Annotated in this window: 16 protein-coding genes; 5 read left to right on the forward strand and 11 right to left on the reverse strand. The window is 73.2% G+C overall.

Annotation, left to right across the window (positions count from 1 at the left end):
* The first annotated feature begins 19 nt into the window (after window positions 1-19).
* Complete coding sequence (locus WMI84_RS01745) at window positions 20-850, forward strand: biotin transporter BioY (RefSeq protein WP_347350274.1); 831 nt, start codon at window positions 20-22, stop codon at window positions 848-850.
* Window positions 851-852: 2 nt separating this feature from the next.
* Here the strand turns inward: WMI84_RS01745 and WMI84_RS01750 are convergent, their stop codons facing one another.
* The 7 genes from WMI84_RS01750 to WMI84_RS01780 form a co-directional block, all read right to left on the reverse strand.
* On the reverse strand, window positions 853-2,013 hold the full coding sequence (locus tag WMI84_RS01750; RefSeq protein WP_347350275.1) for a malic enzyme-like NAD(P)-binding protein: 1,161 nt from the start codon (window positions 2,011-2,013) through the stop codon (window positions 853-855).
* 217 nt (window positions 2,014-2,230) lie between these two features.
* Window positions 2,231-3,421, reverse strand: a complete 1,191-nt coding sequence (locus tag WMI84_RS01755) for an HD domain-containing phosphohydrolase (protein WP_347350276.1) — start codon at window positions 3,419-3,421, stop codon at window positions 2,231-2,233.
* Window positions 3,418-4,662, reverse strand: a complete 1,245-nt coding sequence (locus tag WMI84_RS01760; RefSeq protein WP_347350277.1) for an HD domain-containing phosphohydrolase — start codon at window positions 4,660-4,662, stop codon at window positions 3,418-3,420. The genes WMI84_RS01755 and WMI84_RS01760 overlap by 4 nt, the downstream gene beginning before the upstream one ends.
* Window positions 4,663-5,335: 673 nt before the next feature.
* On the reverse strand, window positions 5,336-5,596 hold the full coding sequence (gene rsrA / locus WMI84_RS01765; protein WP_347350278.1) for a mycothiol system anti-sigma-R factor: 261 nt from the start codon (window positions 5,594-5,596) through the stop codon (window positions 5,336-5,338).
* A complete protein-coding gene (locus WMI84_RS01770; RefSeq protein ID WP_347350279.1) occupies window positions 5,593-6,297 on the reverse strand; it encodes a sigma-70 family RNA polymerase sigma factor in 705 nt (234 codons plus the stop codon). The genes rsrA and WMI84_RS01770 overlap by 4 nt, the downstream gene beginning before the upstream one ends.
* A gap of 95 nt (window positions 6,298-6,392) precedes the next feature.
* Window positions 6,393-7,025 (reverse strand): alpha/beta family hydrolase, encoded by a 633-nt coding sequence (locus WMI84_RS01775; protein WP_347350280.1) that lies wholly within the window; start codon window positions 7,023-7,025, stop codon window positions 6,393-6,395.
* Window positions 7,022-7,855: an SOS response-associated peptidase gene (locus tag WMI84_RS01780; protein ID WP_347350281.1), complete on the reverse strand. Its 834-nt coding sequence runs from the start codon at window positions 7,853-7,855 to the stop codon at window positions 7,022-7,024. Before WMI84_RS01780 ends, WMI84_RS01775 begins: the two co-directional genes overlap by 4 nt.
* A gap of 121 nt (window positions 7,856-7,976) precedes the next feature.
* Here WMI84_RS01780 and WMI84_RS01785 point away from each other — a divergent pair, with 121 nt between their 5' ends.
* The 4 genes from WMI84_RS01785 to hisN are packed head-to-tail and all read left to right on the forward strand — an operon-like array spanning window position 7,977 to window position 11,670.
* Window positions 7,977-8,486, forward strand: coding sequence for a DoxX family membrane protein (locus WMI84_RS01785; RefSeq protein WP_347350282.1), 510 nt, complete (start codon window positions 7,977-7,979; stop codon window positions 8,484-8,486).
* A 1-nt stretch (window position 8,487) separates the two neighbouring features.
* Window positions 8,488-9,837, forward strand: coding sequence for a 3-phosphoshikimate 1-carboxyvinyltransferase (gene aroA, locus WMI84_RS01790; RefSeq protein ID WP_347350283.1), 1,350 nt, complete (start codon window positions 8,488-8,490; stop codon window positions 9,835-9,837).
* Window positions 9,834-10,865: a ribosome small subunit-dependent GTPase A gene (gene rsgA / locus WMI84_RS01795; RefSeq protein ID WP_347350284.1), complete on the forward strand. Its 1,032-nt coding sequence runs from the start codon at window positions 9,834-9,836 to the stop codon at window positions 10,863-10,865. Before aroA ends, rsgA begins: the two co-directional genes overlap by 4 nt.
* A gap of 19 nt (window positions 10,866-10,884) precedes the next feature.
* Window positions 10,885-11,670, forward strand: a complete 786-nt coding sequence (gene hisN, locus WMI84_RS01800; RefSeq protein ID WP_347350285.1) for a histidinol-phosphatase — start codon at window positions 10,885-10,887, stop codon at window positions 11,668-11,670.
* A 111-nt stretch (window positions 11,671-11,781) separates the two neighbouring features.
* Here the strand turns inward: hisN and WMI84_RS01805 are convergent, their stop codons facing one another.
* The 4 genes from WMI84_RS01805 to WMI84_RS01820 form a co-directional block, all read right to left on the reverse strand.
* A complete protein-coding gene (locus WMI84_RS01805; RefSeq protein ID WP_347350286.1) occupies window positions 11,782-13,167 on the reverse strand; it encodes a pitrilysin family protein in 1,386 nt (461 codons plus the stop codon).
* Window positions 13,164-14,453, reverse strand: coding sequence for a pitrilysin family protein (locus WMI84_RS01810; RefSeq protein WP_347350287.1), 1,290 nt, complete (start codon window positions 14,451-14,453; stop codon window positions 13,164-13,166). The genes WMI84_RS01805 and WMI84_RS01810 overlap by 4 nt, the downstream gene beginning before the upstream one ends.
* Before the next feature lie 78 nt (window positions 14,454-14,531).
* The gene (locus tag WMI84_RS01815) at window positions 14,532-15,224 is read right to left on the reverse strand and encodes an aspartate/glutamate racemase family protein (protein ID WP_347350288.1); all 693 of its coding nucleotides are present in this window, start codon (window positions 15,222-15,224) and stop codon (window positions 14,532-14,534) included.
* A gap of 422 nt (window positions 15,225-15,646) precedes the next feature.
* Window positions 15,647-15,970 carry a hypothetical protein gene (locus WMI84_RS01820; protein WP_347350289.1) on the reverse strand — a complete coding sequence of 108 codons (324 nt, stop codon included), beginning with the start codon at window positions 15,968-15,970 and terminating at the stop codon, window positions 15,647-15,649.
* Window positions 15,971-16,221 lie beyond the last annotated feature (251 nt).

Below are 16,221 nucleotides of genomic sequence, written 5' to 3' on the forward strand. Positions count from 1 at the left end.
CAGGTTAGGTCCACGCGTGATGACCAACCGCCCCGCCACGGCAGCGCCCGACGTGACGAACGCCACGCCCGGCCTACGACCCCGTTCGATCGCGCTCGTGGCCGTCTTCGCGGCCCTGATCACGGTCGCGGCGATCGTCCCCGGCATCCCGGTCGGCAGCGTCGGGGTGCCGATCACCCTGCAGACGCTCGCGGTGATGCTCACCGGTCTCTGCCTCGGTCCGCTGCGCGGTGGCCTCGCGGTGCTGCTCTACCTCGTGATCGGCTTCGTCGGCTTCCCGGTCTTCACCAAGGGCCAGTCCGGGCTGGGCGTGCTCGCCGGGCCGTCGGCCGGCTACCTCGGGCCGGGCCGGATCTGGCGCACGATCCGTCCGGTCCTGCCGGTGCTCGTGGTGCTGTTCGCCTTCCAGTGGTGGAGCCAGGCGGTGGGCCCTGCCGCGCGGGTCGAGCTCGGCATCACGGCGTGCTACCTCGCGGCCGGTGTCGTCACCGGCACGACGCAGCCGAACGTCCTGGTCGACGGCGTGGTCCGGCTCGCCCGCCCGCTCCGGCGGTGGGTCGACCCCGAGGCCGTGGGCATCGCCGTAGCGGTGATGTTCCGCAGCATCCCGTGGGTCGCCAGCGCGTTCGACGACGTGCGGGACGCCGCCCGGGCCCGCGGGCTGGAGCGCAACCCACGAGCGCTCGTCGTGCCGGTCGTGATCCACACCGTGGCCGATGCCCGGGCCACCGGCGAGGCCCTGGCGGCGCGCGGGCTGGGCGACCCGGCGGAGCCGGACGGGCCCGGACCGGCCGGCGACCGACGCGAGACCCCCGGGGCTCCGCCCACGAACGGCGGAGCCCCGGGCTGAGCTCAGCGGGCGAGCCGACGAACCGCGGCCGCGACCGCGGGGGCGACCCGTTCGTCGAAGACGCTGGGCACGACCACGTCCGGCGTGGGCTCGGGGACCAGGGCGGCGATCGCGCGCGCCGCGGCCAGCTTCATCTCCTCGGTGATCTGCCGCACCCCGGCGTCAAGCGCCCCGCGGAAGATGCCGGGGAAGGCGAGGACGTTGTTGATCTGGTTCGGGAAGTCGGACCGGCCGGTCGCCACCACCTCGGCGAACCGGTGCGCCACGTCGGGGTGCACCTCCGGGTCGGGGTTGGCCAGGGCGAAGATGACCGCGTGCGGCGCCATCCGCATGAGGTCCCGCTCGGCGATGGTGCCCCCGGAGACCCCGACGAGCACGTCGGCGCCCACGAGCGCGTCCCCGATCGCACCGGTGCGGCGCCGGCGGTTGGTGACGGCGGCGAGTGCCTTCTTGTGGGGGACGAGGTCGTGGCGCGACTCGTCCAGGATGCCGCGCGAGTCGACGACGACGACGTCGCCGACCCCGGCCAGCAGCAGGATCCGGGCCACGGCGACGCCGGCGGCACCGGCGCCCGACACGACCACGGTCAGGCCCGCGAGCTCCTTCTGCACGACTCGCGTCGCGTTGAGGAGTGCCGCGAGGGCGACGATCGCGGTGCCGTGCTGGTCGTCGTGGAAGACGGGGATGCCCAGCCGGGCCTTCAGGCGCGCCTCGATCTCGAAGCACCGCGGCGCCGAGATGTCCTCCAGGTTGATCCCGCCGTACGTCGGCGCGATCCGCACGACCGCCTCGACGATCTCGTCGACCGTGCCGGTGTGCATGCACACCGGCACCGCATCCACGTCGGCGAAGTGCTTGAACAGCACCGCCTTGCCCTCCATGACCGGCATCGCGGCCAGGGGCCCGACGTCGCCGAGCCCCAGCACGGCGGTCCCGTCGCTGACCACGGCGATGGTGTTGCGCCGGCTCGTGTAGTGGTCCGCCAGCAGCGGGTCCGCGGCGATGGCGCGGGAGACCTCGGCGACGCCCGGGGTGTAGAGGAGCGACAGGTCGGCCGCGTCCTGCAGCCGGCTCGTCGCGTGTACGGCGAGCTTGCCCCCCTCGTGGACCCGGAACACCGGGGCGTGCGGGTCGAAGGACAGGTTGACGGGCAGCGCACTCACCGTGGGAACACCTCGATCGCGTGAGACGGGCGCCGGGTCACCTCACGGTGACGGCGCCAGGAAAGACGAAGGGCCGACGCCCTGCTGGAAGTCCGAGCCGGGGGTCTGGCCTCAGGTACTGCTCACGACGGGGGTTTCCCGCGGAAGGCACCAGTGTGCCACGGGAGGCCGTCCCGACGCGAGACGTCCCGATCCGGCGTGGCGTGTGACGGCGGTCTCAGGCCGCGCCGGCCGGCGCCCGGACGACGTGCACGAGGGCGTCGACGACCCGGGGGTCGTACTCGTAGCCCAGGCCGAGGAAGATGCGCTCGACCGCGGCGTCGCGCGCCGCGAAGGAGCGGACCCCGGCGGTCAGGTCGTCGTAGGCGTTGGCCACCTTCAGGATCCGGCTCGTCAACGGGATGAGCTCGTCGAACTCCCGCATCCGCCGGTACGGGGTCGTCTGGTGCTCGAGGATGGCCGCGGCTTCCTCGAGGACTCCGGTCTCGCGGACGATCCGGACCGTGTCCCGCTCGATCCGGCGCTGGTCCGCCGGGGCGGCATCGACGGTGGCGCCCCCGGGGATCGGCTCGAGCAGGGCCACCTGCCCGATGTCGTGCAGGAGGGCGGCATACTCGAGGTCGAACAGCTCGCGCTCCGGGATCGCCAGGTCCGAACCCATCGCGACCGCCAGGTCGGCCACCCGACCTGCGTGTCCCGACGGGGTGTAACCGGCCACGTCGGTCAGCCGGGAGAGCGTGCGGATCCCCTGTCGGTAGGTCTCCCGGACCGCGACGTAGCGCCGGAAGGCGAACTGCGACAGGACCAGGGGGGACAGGAACAGCGGAAGGGCGGTCAGCCCGAGGGGCGGCGCCGCGATGGCGATGAGCACCCCGGTGACGGCCAGCGCCACGGACAGGGCGACCGAGGAGCTCAGGTCGTCCAGGAACCGGCGCCGCCAGGCGGCGGGGCCGCGGGCCGCGACGCGGCTCGAGAGCACGAGCAGGTCGACGAGCAGCGCGACGGCCACGATGGCGAGCATCAGCGCCGCTCGGCGAGGGGGCGCCAGCGGGTCGACGTCCGCCCCCTGACCGGGCCCCTCCCCCAGGTACACCACGCGATAGAGGAGGGTGACCACCACGAGCGAGGCGAACCGGCCGGCCAGCTCGAGCAGGCCGACGTCGGTGCCCGCGAGGCGGCCGGCGAAGGACCCGGCCGCCAGGGCCGCCCCACCGACGAGCAGGACCGTGGTCCACGAGTAGGCGACCACGTGGCCGGCCGGGATCTCCGTGATGAAGGCGAGCCCGAACGCCGCGGCGCTCGCGATGGGCGCCGAGGGTCGCAGGCCGGGGGCGGACAGTCGGAACCACTCGCCGGCCGTGATCGCGACGCCGAAGCAGAGCAGCACGACGAGGTCCGCCACGCTCATGCCGGCACCTCCTGCTCGGCCGCCTGCTCGGTGGGCGGCCACGGATGCCGCTGCAGCGCGGCCCGCAGGGCGCCGACGACCGAGGGGTCGAACCGTCCACCGGCCTCGGCCTCGACCCGACGGAACGCCTCGACCGGGTCGGCCACCTCACGGGCGAGTGCCTCGAAGGCCACTGCCACCGCGACGATCCGGGCAGCCATCGGGATCTCGCCGCCGGCCAGCGCGCCGGTGCTGCCGTCGTAGGCGTCCGCCTGGTGCTCGATGCCCGCACCGGCGGGCTCGAGGAACTCGATGCCGTCGATCATCCGGGCGGCCAGCCGGTCCCGGGCCGGGGCCCGCCCGGTACCGGCAGCGCCGTTGACCGAACGGACCGCCCGCTCGAGCCCCAGGTCGCCCAGGCGGTGCAGCATCGCGACGTGCTGCACCGTCGCGACCTGCTGGGCGGGCAGGCCCTGCTGCTCGGCGATCCACTCGGCGACCAGCGCCGCGCGCCGGCTCTGCTCGACCTCGACCGGCAGCTTGGTCCCCAGCGCGGTCACCAGGGTGTCCACGGTGCGGGTGTGCGACCGGGTCTCGTCCACGTACTGGATGAAGGCCCAGCGCGCGACCAGCAGCGGGGCGAAGACGTACAGCGCGCTGGCCGGCCCGAGGCCCGCCGGGTACCACAGCACGACGAAGAGGAAGCCGATGATGCCGTAGCCGATGTAGGTCGGGCCCGTCGTGGCGAGCATCTGGCGCACCAGGTGCCCGAAGGGGTGGCCCTGGTCGATCCGCATCACCGCGGCCAGCAGCACCGCGTTCGAGACGCACAGCACGACGTCGGCGACCAGCAGCGGCAGCCCGACGTGCAGCGCGATCTCGGCCGCCCCGGACAGGGTGGCCACCTCGACCGCACCCCCGAGCAGGCGGTAGCTGAGGCCGCCGAGCGTCGCGATGATGGCACACATCGCCATGTTGTAGAGCGACTGGTACCAGTGCGGCGTGCGTCGCACCGCGGGTAGGACGGCGGTGACGCCGACCAGCCACGCAGCGAAGGGGCCGACGATGACGCCGGAGGCGAGCAGAATGACGCTGAGGAAGGAGATCGCCGATCGGAACCCGACATCAGGGACGCGGAGCTGTTGGCTGACCAGGCCCATGACGACGAAGAGGGCGGTCTTGGTCCAAGGTGGCGGACCGTCGATCACCAGCAGCGCCGTGCCCAGGGCCAAAGCAGCGCAGGCCACCGCAAGGACATACACCAGCAGACCGTTGAATGTGGGAGGCGCCCGGTCCACCCTCACAGCCACGTCCGCCACGTTACCAGCCCGAAATGCCGAGGACTTCCGTCCCAGGCGGGCCGGAAGTCCTCGAGGAACAGGCAGGGATGCCCTGGTCGATCAGGGGCCCCACGTCCAGACGTTGGCGAAGCTGGTTAACGCCGCGGCGATGTTGGACGGCGCCAAGGCCGCGAAGAACGCGCTGAGCATTCGTGACTCCCTTCGTAGTGGTCCGCGTCGGTTCCGCCCGGCTGGGCAGCCGGAGGGAGAGGGACCCGGACTCGGTCTCCCTCGCACTGTCAAGCCTCGCGCACCCGGGTGCGCTTGACGTGACATTGGGAAGAACTTTACCAACTTCTTAATGTTGACAACTGCGATTCGTCATGATTCGCATCGATGTGGGCAGATTCACTACCGCGCTCGTCCGGTTGGCGCGGCACCGGTCCTGCCGTTACGGTCGGGGGAACACGACGGATGGAGCCAGCATGAGCAAGCGCGCTCGCAAGCGCCGCGCCCGCAAGGGCAACGCCGCCAACCACGGTCGCAAGCCCAACGCCTGAGACCGAACGGGCCCGCCCCCACCCGGGAGCGGGCCCGTCGCACGCGGGTCGAGCTGCCGTGGCGCTGGCCGGTCGGCAGCCTCGTCGAGGCTGCCTCAGGGCCCCTCGATGCGGATCACGGTCATCGAGATGCGGGTCATGATCGTCGCGCGCAGCGAGTCCGGCGCCGGCTCGCGCGCACAGGCCCGCTTGACGAGCGCCTTCATCGTCGTGTCGAGGTCGTACTCCTTCAGGCACGGCCCGCACTCGTCGAGGTGGGCCCGGATCCGCGCCCGGTCCTCCGGCGACATCTCACCGTCGAGGTACTCGAAGAGGCGCAGCAGGGCCTCCGAGCAGTCCGTGCGCTCGTCGCTCATCGTGGCGCCCCCGTCGTACCGGAGGCCACGAAACCACGCTCGGCGGCATACTCGGACAGCAGCCCGCGCAGCTGTCGCCGCCCGCGGTGCAGCCGGCTCATGACGGTCCCGATCGGGGTGTCCATGATCTCGGCGATCTCCTTGTAGGAGTATCCCTCGACGTCGGCGAAGTAGACCGCGAGACGGAAGTCCTCCGGGATCTGCTGCAGCGCGCGCTTGACGTCGGAGTCGGGCAGGTGGTCCAGGGCCTCGGCCTCGGCCGACCGCAGCCCGGACGAGGTGTGGGTGGCGGCCCGGGCCAGCTGGTAGTCCTCGATGTCGGACGAGTCGGACTCCTGCGGCTGGCGCTGCCGCTTGCGGTAGCTGTTGATGTACGTGTTGGTCAGGATGCGGTACATCCACGCCTTGAGGTTGGTGCCCGGCCGGTACTGGTGGAAGGCGGCGAAGGCCTTCGTGTACGTCTCCTGGACGAGGTCCTCGGCATCGCTCGCGTTGCGGGTGGTGCGCAGCGCCGCGCTGTAGAGCTGGTCCAGCAGCGGCATCGCCTCACGTTCGAAGCGGGCCCGCCGCTGCTCGGGGGTCTCCGCGGCGACGTCGGCGGTCGCATCCGAGCGCGCCTGCGCGGCACGCCGCGCGTCGTCCTTGACCGGTCCCGCCGCCGTGTCCGGCCCGGGCCGCCTGTCGGGGGTGTCCTTGCTCATCGGCACCCAGCCTAGTGCGCCGGCCCCGGTGACCCCGGCGGCCGCGAGCGGCGGCGGGGCAGTCAGGCAAGGCACCATGTCGGGTCAAACGCGGCTCAGCCGGGGAGCATTCCCGCCACCGCCCGCAGCGCCTCGCGCAGCTGCTGCGCCGAGGACGCCGGGAAGCCGTGCCTGCCGGTCACCTCGATCACCCGGGTACCCGGCGGTGCGTATGGCGCCAGCTCCGTGCCGCTGCCGAACGGGTCCGTGCTGCCCTGGATCACCCACGACGGGTCCGGGGCCAGCGCGAGCTCGTCCGCACGGAGCCGGTCGGGCCGACCGGGCGGGTGCAGGGGGAAGCTGAGCAGCAGCCCAGCCGCGGCACCGAGGGTGGCCGCGGTGCGGCAGGCCACGCGGGCCCCGGCGCTGCGGCCACCGACCACCAGCGGCCGGGGCAGCCGTCCGCGACCGGTGAGCAGGGACTCGACGATCGGCACCCAGGCCGCGTCGAGCGTTGGCGGCCGGGCGGCGACCCGGCGACCGGCAACGAGCCACGGCTGCTCGACGAGCGCCACCGCCCAGCCGTGCGCGACCAGCACGTCACGGGCCAGCGTCAGGTCGAGGGCGCCGACTCCTCCCCCGGCGCCGTGCCCGAGCGCCACGGTCCCACGGGCGCGAGCCGGGCGGCATACCCGTGCCCGGCCCGGGCCCGCCGGGGTGTCGACCTCGTGCACCCGCTCGGTCGTCACCCGCCGAGCACCTCCCCCGTCATCGGGTCGATGACGCCCTCGAGCTCGTCGGGTCCGACGCGCTCGAGCAGACCCGGCCCGTTGGCGGCGGTGGACCCGACGGCGCGCCCGATCGGGTACGCCTCGAAGCGGCCCGGTCCCGCGGGCTCGAGGAGCCGGCGGACCACGTCGGGATCGTGCTCGCCCGGGTCGAGCCACCGCCCCCACTGCCGGGGCTCGAGCACGAGAGGCTGCCGGTCGTGGATCCGGTCGAGGCCCGGCTCGGCGGGCGAGGTGACGATCGTGAACGTGGTGAGCCAGGCCCCGGGGTCGGCCTCGGGGACCGAGCGGTCGCGCCAGAACTCGTAGAGGCCGGCGAAGGCGACCGGGGCCCCGTCGGCCCGATGGACGAAGAAGGGCTGCTTGCGGGGTCTGCCCTTCGCGTCCCGGGCGGTCGGCGACGCCTGCCACTCGTACCAGCCGGCGGCCGGGACCAGGCACCGCCGCGCCAGCGCCGCCTTGGCGAACGCCCCCCGGCCAAGCACCGACTCGGCCCGGGCGTTGATCATCCGCAGCCCGGTCTTCGGGTCCTTCGCCCACGCCGGCACCAGGCCCCAGGTCAGCAGGCGCAGCTGTCGCGTCGCCGCGGCGTCCTCGCTCCCCCGCGGGCGGCGGGTCAGCACGACCGGTGCCTGCTTCGAGGGCGCCATGTTCCAGTCCGGCTGACCGGGCGGCGGCACCTGGGGCGACCTCAGGATGCTGCGTGCCGGGTCGCCGGTGTGGTCCTCGTCGATCTCGAACTGCTCGACCAGCTCGTCGGGCCGCGCGCTCGCGGCGTACCTCCCGCACATGACGGCAAGCCTAGGCAGTGCCGACCGGGCCCGGCCTGGCGGTCGGACGCGGGTAAGTGGTTACGGTAGATGTCCACGGATCATCGAGGTCTCGGGCTTCCGGGGCCGGAGGAGGACCCCCATGCTCGTCCGTCGCATTGCCCGGCCACTGCTCGCCTCGGTGTTCGTCGTGACCGGGTTCGAGGCCTTGCGCAACCCGGGGGCGCGCACCGCGCGGACGGCGCACCTGCTCGAGCAGGTGCCGACACCGGCCTCCCTCCCCGAGGACCCCGGCGTGCTCGTGCGCGCCAACGGCGCCATCCTGCTCACCGGCGGCCTGCTGCTGGCGACCGGCCGGATGCCGCGCCTGGCCGCCACCGTCCTGGCCGCCTCCGTCGTCCCGACGGCAGCGATCGAGCACGCGTTCTGGGAGGAGACCGACCCCGACCGCAGGAAGCAGGCCCGCAGCCTGTTCCTGCGGGACGCCGGTCTGCTCGGCGGGCTGCTCCTCGCGGCGGCCGACACCGCGGGCCGGCCGGGTCTGGCGTGGCGGGCCCGGGAGCGGGCCCGCCACGGGGCCAGGCAGGTGAGCAGGTCGGCCCGGCGTGAGACGAGGCAGCTGGCCCGTGCCGCCCAGGGCGTCGTGAGCTGACGTGCCGGACGCCGACCACGCCCCGGCCACCACCTCGCTGATCGGGGCGGAGGACTGGCCCGCCCCGACCGCCGACGACCCGCTCCATGCGACGGTCTCCCTGCCGGGCAGCAAGTCGCTGACCAACCGCTACCTCGTGCTGTCCGCGCTGGCCGGTGAGCGGTCCCGGCTGCGCGCCCCGCTCCGTTCGCGGGACACCCTGCTGATGGCCGCGGCCCTGCGCCGTCTCGGTGTCGGTATCGACGACGTCGCCGACGAGGGCGAACCGGGGCCGGACGCAGCCGCCGACTGGCTCGTCACCCCGCCGGAGCGGCTGGGCGGCCACACCAGCGTCGACTGCGGGCTGGCCGGCACGGTGATGCGGTTCCTGCCTGCCGTCGCGGTCCTGGCCGACGGTCCGGTCCGGCTGGACGGCGACCCGCAGGCCCGCACCCGGCCGATGGGCCCGCTCGTCGCCGCGCTGCGGACCCTCGGGGGCAGCGTCGACGACGGCGGCACCGGGCGTCTGCCCCTCACCGTCCACGGCGCGGGTGGCCTGGCCGGCGGAGCCGTGACGATGGATGCCTCGGCCTCGTCACAGTTCGTCTCCGCCCTGCTGCTGGCCGGAGCCCGCTACGAGTCGGGGGTCACGGTCCGGCACGCCGGCGGTCCGGTGCCGAGCCGGCCCCACATCCTGATGACCGTCGAGGCGCTGCGCGACACCGGGGTCGTCGTGGACGACTCGGAGGAGGACACCTGGCGCGTCGAGCCGTCCGAGATCAACGGCCTCGACGTTGTCGTCGAGCCCGACCTGTCGAACGCCGGGCCGTTCCTCGCGGCCGCACTCGTCGCCGGTGGCAGCGTGCACGTGCCCGGGTGGCCTCAGCACACCACCCAGGCCGGCGACCTGATGCGGTACATCCTCGACGCCATGGGCGCCGACGTGCGCCTCGACCGTTCCGGCCTGACCGTCACCGGCAGCGGCGAGCTCGTGGGGCTGGACATCGACCTGCACGACGCGGCCGAGCTGACCCCGACGGTCGCGGCCCTGGCCGCTCTCGCGTCGACCCCGTCCTTGATCAGGGGCGTAGCGCACATCCGCGGCCACGAGACCGACCGCCTCGCCGCGCTCGCCACCGAGCTCGGTGCCCTCGGCAGCCAGGTGACCGAGACCGCGGACGGGCTGCGGATCGCGCCCGCCCCGCTGCGCGGGGGCCGGTTCCACACCTACGCGGACCACCGCCTGGCGACCGCCGCGGCGATCATCGGGCTGCGCGTGCCGGGGGTCACCGTCGAGGACGTCGGCACGACCGGCAAGACGCTGCCCGACTTCGTCGGACTCTGGGACCGCATGCTCGGGTCCACCCGATGAGCTGGCGCCACCTCGACGAGGGCGACGTGCGGGTGCGACCCAACCGGCGCGGGTCGCGGCCCCGGACGAAGGAACGGCCGGCCCACGCCGACGCGGTCACCGGGTTCGTCGTCGGCATCGACCGCGGCCGGTACACCTGTCTGGTCCGCGCCCCCCGGGCCCAGGGCGGGGGCGAGCACACCCTCGTGGCGATGAAGGCCCGGGAGATCGGGCGCAGCCGCATCGTCGTCGGCGACCGGGTGGCGCTCGTCGGGGACACGTCCGGCCGGCCGGACACCCTGGCCCGCATCGTGCGGGTCCAGCCGCGCGCCTCGGTCCTGCGCCGGACCGCCGACGACGCGGACCCCGTCGAGCGGGTCATCGTGGCCAACGCCGACCTGCTCGTGATCGTCACGGCCCTGGCTGATCCCGAGCCGCGGCCCAGGATGGTCGACCGGTGCCTCGTGGCCGCCTACGACGCCGGGCTCGTCCCACTGCTCGCCCTGACCAAGGCCGACCTCGTCGACCCACTGGCGTTCCTGCGCACCTATGCGCCGCTGGACGTCGACTACGTCGTGACCGCCCGACAGGGCGGCACGATCCGTGGCCTCGACGACCTCCGGGGGCGTCTCGCCGGGCGGGTCTCGGTACTCGTCGGACACTCGGGGGTGGGCAAGAGCACCCTGGTGAACGCGCTCGTGCCCGGCGCGGGGCGGGTCACCGGGGAGGTCAACGACGTGACCGGCCGGGGCCGGCACACCTCGACGAACGTCGTGGCGCTGCGGCTGCCCGACGACCGGGGCTGGGTCATCGACACCCCGGGCGTGCGCTCGTTCGGGCTCGCGCACATCGGCCCGGACCGGATCGTCGAGCACTTCCCCGACCTGTCACCGGGCACCGACGGGTGCCCCCGGGGGTGCACCCACGACGAACCGGAGTGCGCGCTCGACGCCTGGGTCGCGGGGGGGCACGCCGGCCCGGCGGGTCCGGCCCGGCTCGAGTCGCTGCGCCGCCTGCTGCAGAGCCGCTCCGCCGCCGAGGAGTGGTGAGCCGCTAGGCTCCGGCGACGTGACCGCCTACGACGACGACCTCCGGCTCGCCCACGTGCTCGCCGACACGGTCGACCAGCTGACCCTCGACCGCTTCAGGGCCGCCGACCTCGTCGTCGAGTCCAAGCCGGACCTCACGCCGGTGACCGACGCCGACCGCTCCGCCGAGGCGCTGATCCGAGCCCAGCTGAAGCGCTCGCGCCCCCGCGACGCGGTCGAGGGCGAGGAGTTCGAGCGCACCGGTCGCGGTCCGCGGCGCTGGATCATCGACCCGATCGACGGGACGAAGAACTTCGTGCGCGGCGTCCCGGTCTGGGCCACCCTCATCGGGCTCGTGGACGAGGACCGCCCCGTCGCCGGGCTCGTCTCGGCACCGGCCCTGCATCGTCGGTGGTGGGCATCCGTGGGAGCGGGTGCGTGGACCGGGCGTTCGCTCACGTCGGCGCACCGGATCACCGTGTCGGGAGTGAGCCGCCTCGCGGACGCGTCCCTGTCGTACGCGTCGCTCTCGGCCTGGCGCGGTGTGGACCGGCAGGAGGCGTTCCTCGGACTGCTGGACGACTGCTGGCGCACCCGGGCCTACGGTGACTTCTGGTCGTACATGCTCGTGGCCGAGGGCGCCGTCGACATCGCTGCCGAGCCGGAGCTAGCGGTGTACGACATGGCCGCTCTCGTGCCGATCGTCGAGGAGGCCGGCGGGCGCTTCACCGGCCTCGACGGCCGGCCGGGCTGCTGGAGCGGCAACGCCGTCGCGACGAACGGGCACCTGCACGACGAGGTGCTGCACCGGCTGGGCGACCGATAGCCGCGCGGTCAGCGGCGCCCGGCACAGCGGCATACGGCAGCCGTATGCCGCTGTGCCCGGCGGGCGCGCCGCTGTGCTCAGTGGTCATGCCGCTGTGCTCAGTGGTCGTGCTCAGTGGTCGTGCACCACGGTGACGGGGCCGAGCCCGAGGGACTCGATCCCCGCGAGGTGCGCGGTGGCGTCGCCGACGACCACGATCGTCCAGCCGCCGCCGGGGCGGTCCGGGTCGACGCCGGCCGCCCGCGCGAACCGGTCGAAGGCCCGGTCGACCCGCGCCGCGTCGACGGTGGCGAGGTCGCGCAGGTTGTCGGTCGTGAACTGGGTCGTGCGCCCGTCGAGCGCCATCATGATCGCCTCGTCCGCGACGTCGTCGGCGGTGGCGAACCGCCCCGGCGCCGTCTTGCCGATGAAGTCGACCCCGGAGCGCACCTCGGTGTCCGAGAACCCGCGGCACCCGGACTCGAGCAGCCCGACGAGCACGCCGAGTGACTCCGCCGTGACGTCACCGCGCACGGATCCGGCGGTCAGGAACAGCCCGCCCGACCGACGGGGCCGGAAGCTGGAGCGGATGCCGTACGTGTAGCCCTTCTCCTCGCGAAGGACCGCGTCGATGCGAGCCGTCGGCGACCCACCGAGCACGAACCCGATCACCGGGTATGGCGCCCAGCCGCCCGCGACGGATCGGTCGGGCCCGGGTGCGCCGACGACGATCTCCGACTGGACCGAGTCCGGACGATCCACGACGACGATGCGGCAGCGGTCCTGCGCCAGGACCGCCGTACGCCTGACGAAGGGACCTTGCCCGCGCCCGGGGTGCCAGCCACCCAACGCAGCGCCCACCAGGGCGGGCACGTCGAGCCCGGACAGGTCGCCGGACACGACGATGGTCGCGCCACTCGACACCACGTGCTCGGTGTGGAACGCGACCACGGCCTCACGGGTGATGGCAGTGACGGTCTCGCGGGTGCCGCCGACCGGGCGGGAGGCTCGGTCATCGTCGGCATAGAAGGTCCGGACGAACTCGAGAACCCCTCGGTTGGCCGCCACCGCGCGTTCCTGGTCGATCTCGGCGAGCCGGGCCCGGACCTGGCGCGCCACCTCGGCCTCGGGGAAGACGGGCTCGGTGATGATCTGGCGCAGCAGGTCGAGCGCGGCCGCGAGGTTGCCCTTGACGACCTCGAGGTCCATGGTCAGGCCGCTCTCGCCGATGCCCGCTCCGAAGCTGACGCCCTTGCGCTCGAGCAGCCGGGCGAACTCCTCGGCGCTGTGGCGCGCGGTGCCCTCGTCGAGGGTTCGCGCCATGATCGTGGCCACGCCCTCGAGCTGCCGTGGCTCCGCCGCGGGCGAGACCGGCAGGCCGACGCGGACCGACACCACGTACTGGCCCGGCAGGTGGTACGTCAACAGGGTCACCTCGCCGGGCAGGGCCGTCGTGGACCCCGTCGGGAAGCTCCACGGCGCCGGCGGCGCCACCGCCGGCCGGGCGAGCCCGGTCACGCGGCCACCTCCGCGTCGGACTCGGCCAGGAAGCGGACGACGGCCCGGCTCTCCGGTCGTAGCCAGCGGGCCGCGGCGGCACGTACGTCGTCGGCGGTGACGGCCCGGACGTGGTCCACGAGCTGGTTGACGTAGTCGGGGTCGTCGTGCAGCAGGGTGTAGTGGCTGAGGTGGTCGGCACGTTCGTCGAGCCCGGCCAACGAGCTCAGCCACGTGCGTTCCGTGTCGGCGACGACCGACTCCATCTCCGTCTCGTCGGGACCCTCCTCGACGAACCGCGTCACCTCCTCCACGAGCGCCTGCTCGACGGCCTCGGCGTCGGCGCCCGACACGACGTCGACCACGAGCGCCCCCAGGCCCACCCCGTCGACGAGCCCCATGGTCCAGCCGCCCACCGAGGTCGCCGTCTCGTCGCCCCGCACGAGCCGGCGCACCAGCCGCGAGCTGGCCAGACCGCCGAGCACGTCGACGGCGATCGCGCAGGCGTGGTACTGCGGGGTGGCGTCGACCGGGAGCCGGAAGGTGACGTAGAGCCGGTCGTTCGGCACGTCGCCCGTCCGGTCGAGCCGGGCCGGTGCGGCCAGCGGCGCCAGCTGCGGCAGCACCGGCCGGGAGCGCAGCTCGATGGGCCGCAGGTCGCCGAAGTACCGCTCGGCCATGGCGAACCCGTGCTCCGGGGTGAGGTCGCCGGCCAGCGTCAGCACGGTGTTGTTCGGCCCGTAGTGGGCGCGGAAGAAGGCGTGGACGTCCTCGAGCGTGGCGGCATCGAGGTCCTGCATGGACCCGATCGTCGGGTGGTGGTAGGGGTGGTCGGCCGGGAACACGGTCGCGTAGACGTCCACCAGCGCGGTGCCGTACGGCTGGTTGTCATAGCGCTGGCGCTTCTCCTCCTTGACGACGTCGCGCTGGTTGTCGAGGTTCTCCTGGCTGACCGCGTCGAGCAGGTGCCCGTGCCGGTCGGCCTCGAGCCAGAGCGCGAGCTCGAGCGCGCCGGTGGGGACGGTCTCGAAGTAGTTGGTCCGGTCGAACCACGTCGTCGCGTTGAGCCGGGCGCCCTGGTCCATCAGCAGCGAGAAGTGCTCCCCGGACGCGACGTTGCGACTGCCCTGGAACATCAGGTGCTCGAAGAGGTGGGCGAACCCGGTGCGCCCGGGGCTCTCGTGCCGCGACCCGACACCGACCCACAGGTTGACGGCGACCGCCGGGACGGCGTGGTCCTCGGACACGACCACCCGCAGCCCGTTCTCGAGCGTGGTCCGGGCGAGCGGATAGGCGATCCTCGTCACGACTCAGACCCTATGCGATGCCCCTGTCAGGCCCCGCCGGACCGGCAGGCGGCTGCCTTCCCACCCTCCGGTCCGAGGTCACGTCGCGAGCATCCAGTCGAGAGCCTGCGCGGCGTGGATCGCGGTGGTGTCGTAGACCGGCACCGGGGAGTCGTTCGCGCCGACGAGCAGCCCGACCTCGGTGCAGCCCAGGATGATCCCCTCGGCGCCACGCTGCGCGAGCCGGGCGATGACCTCGCGGTAACGCTGCCTCGAGTCCGCGCGGACCACGTCCAGGCAGAGCTCGTCGTAGATGATCCGGTGCACGTCCGCCCGGTCGTCCGCGTCGGGCACGAGCACCTCGAGCCCGTTGCTGCGAAGCCGCCCGACGTAGAAGTCCTGCTCCATGGTGAAGGCCGTGGCCAGCAGCCCGACCACGCGCCGGCCGTCCGCCCGCACCCGGGCCGCGGTCGCGTCGGCGATGTGCAGCAGGGGTATGCCGCCGGCCGCCTCCAGCTCCCCGGCGACCTTGTGCATGGTGTTCGTCGCGAGCAGCAGACCCTCGGCGCCTGCCCGCTCGAGGGCCCGGGCAGCCTCGACGAGCACCGCCACGGTGCCGGCCCAGTCACCCTCGTGCTGCATCGCGGCCAACGGCGCGAAGTCCACGCTGCGCAGCAGCAGGTTCGCGGAGTGCAGTCCCCCGAGCCGCTGCGAGACGCCGTGGTTTAGCAGGCGGTAGTACTCGACGGTGCTGGTCCAGCTCATCCCGCCCAGGATCCCCAGGAGTCGCATCCACCCACCGTAGACGGCGGAGGACCGCCCCCCCGGCAAGCTGCCGGTCAGCTCACCCGGTCAGTTAGCTTCCGTGTGCCACTCCTCACCGCCAAAGTCGCGGACGACCGGCAAGGCGGGCTTGGCTGTCGCCGTGGCGGCTGCTGCCTCGTCCCGGCTCTCGATCTTTCTCTGGCGCGGGAGCCGAGCGTTGCCAAGTGTCGCCGTGCCGTATGGGAGACGAACTCCGAGCGTGGCACGCCTACGGCGACCTCGAAGGCTTGCTTCATCGGATACCAGACCCCGTTCGCCTGGGCGGGGTGTTCGCGGATGGGCTCTGGTGCCACGCCGGCCAACCGCGCCTCCACGACGTCGCTCGACAACTCGTACCGAGTGCCGTTGAGAGCGAACGCCGCGAGTGCCACGAGCTGAACCTACGGCGGTCAGGCGCTGAGGGCCTTGCGCCGGACTGCAGCGAGGTCGGTCTCCAGCTTGTCCAGTGCGGACTTGAGGTCATCGGCCGGAGCGATCGCCTGGAGCACGAGTGAGCGCACCACCGTCGAGACCGGCAGGCCGCGCTGTTCGGCGTACTGCATCAGCTCGTCGAACTCGTCGTCGCGGAAGCGGACCTGGAGGTTGCGAGCACGCGGATGTCCGCGCGTGACCTTGACGTGGGCCGGCAACGGCGCGTTCGCGTCGCTTCTTGCCTCGGCCTCCTCGACCGCCGTGGCCTCGGCGGCGAGCAGGTCGTCGATCTTCTTGCTCATGGGGCTTCTCCTTCCTCGCCGGCGTAGCTGCCTTCGTTGTAGATGCGGCGGTCCTTCTCGTTGGCTGACCACCCGTTCACGCCGTACTCGGTTCCCTGTGCTGAAGCACGATGACCGTGACGATGTCGTCGGCGATGGTCGAGAAGCCGATAATTCGGACGCTTTCGCCGCTTGTGCTGTTGTAGTCGGGGTCGATGACGATCCGGTTTGGGTCGCCAAGCGCGTCGTCTGCCACCTGTGGCGTGATGCCG

Origin of the sequence: Intrasporangium sp. (assembly GCF_039812505.1) — a bacterium.
Taxonomy (GTDB): Bacteria; Actinomycetota; Actinomycetes; order Actinomycetales; family Dermatophilaceae; genus Intrasporangium_A.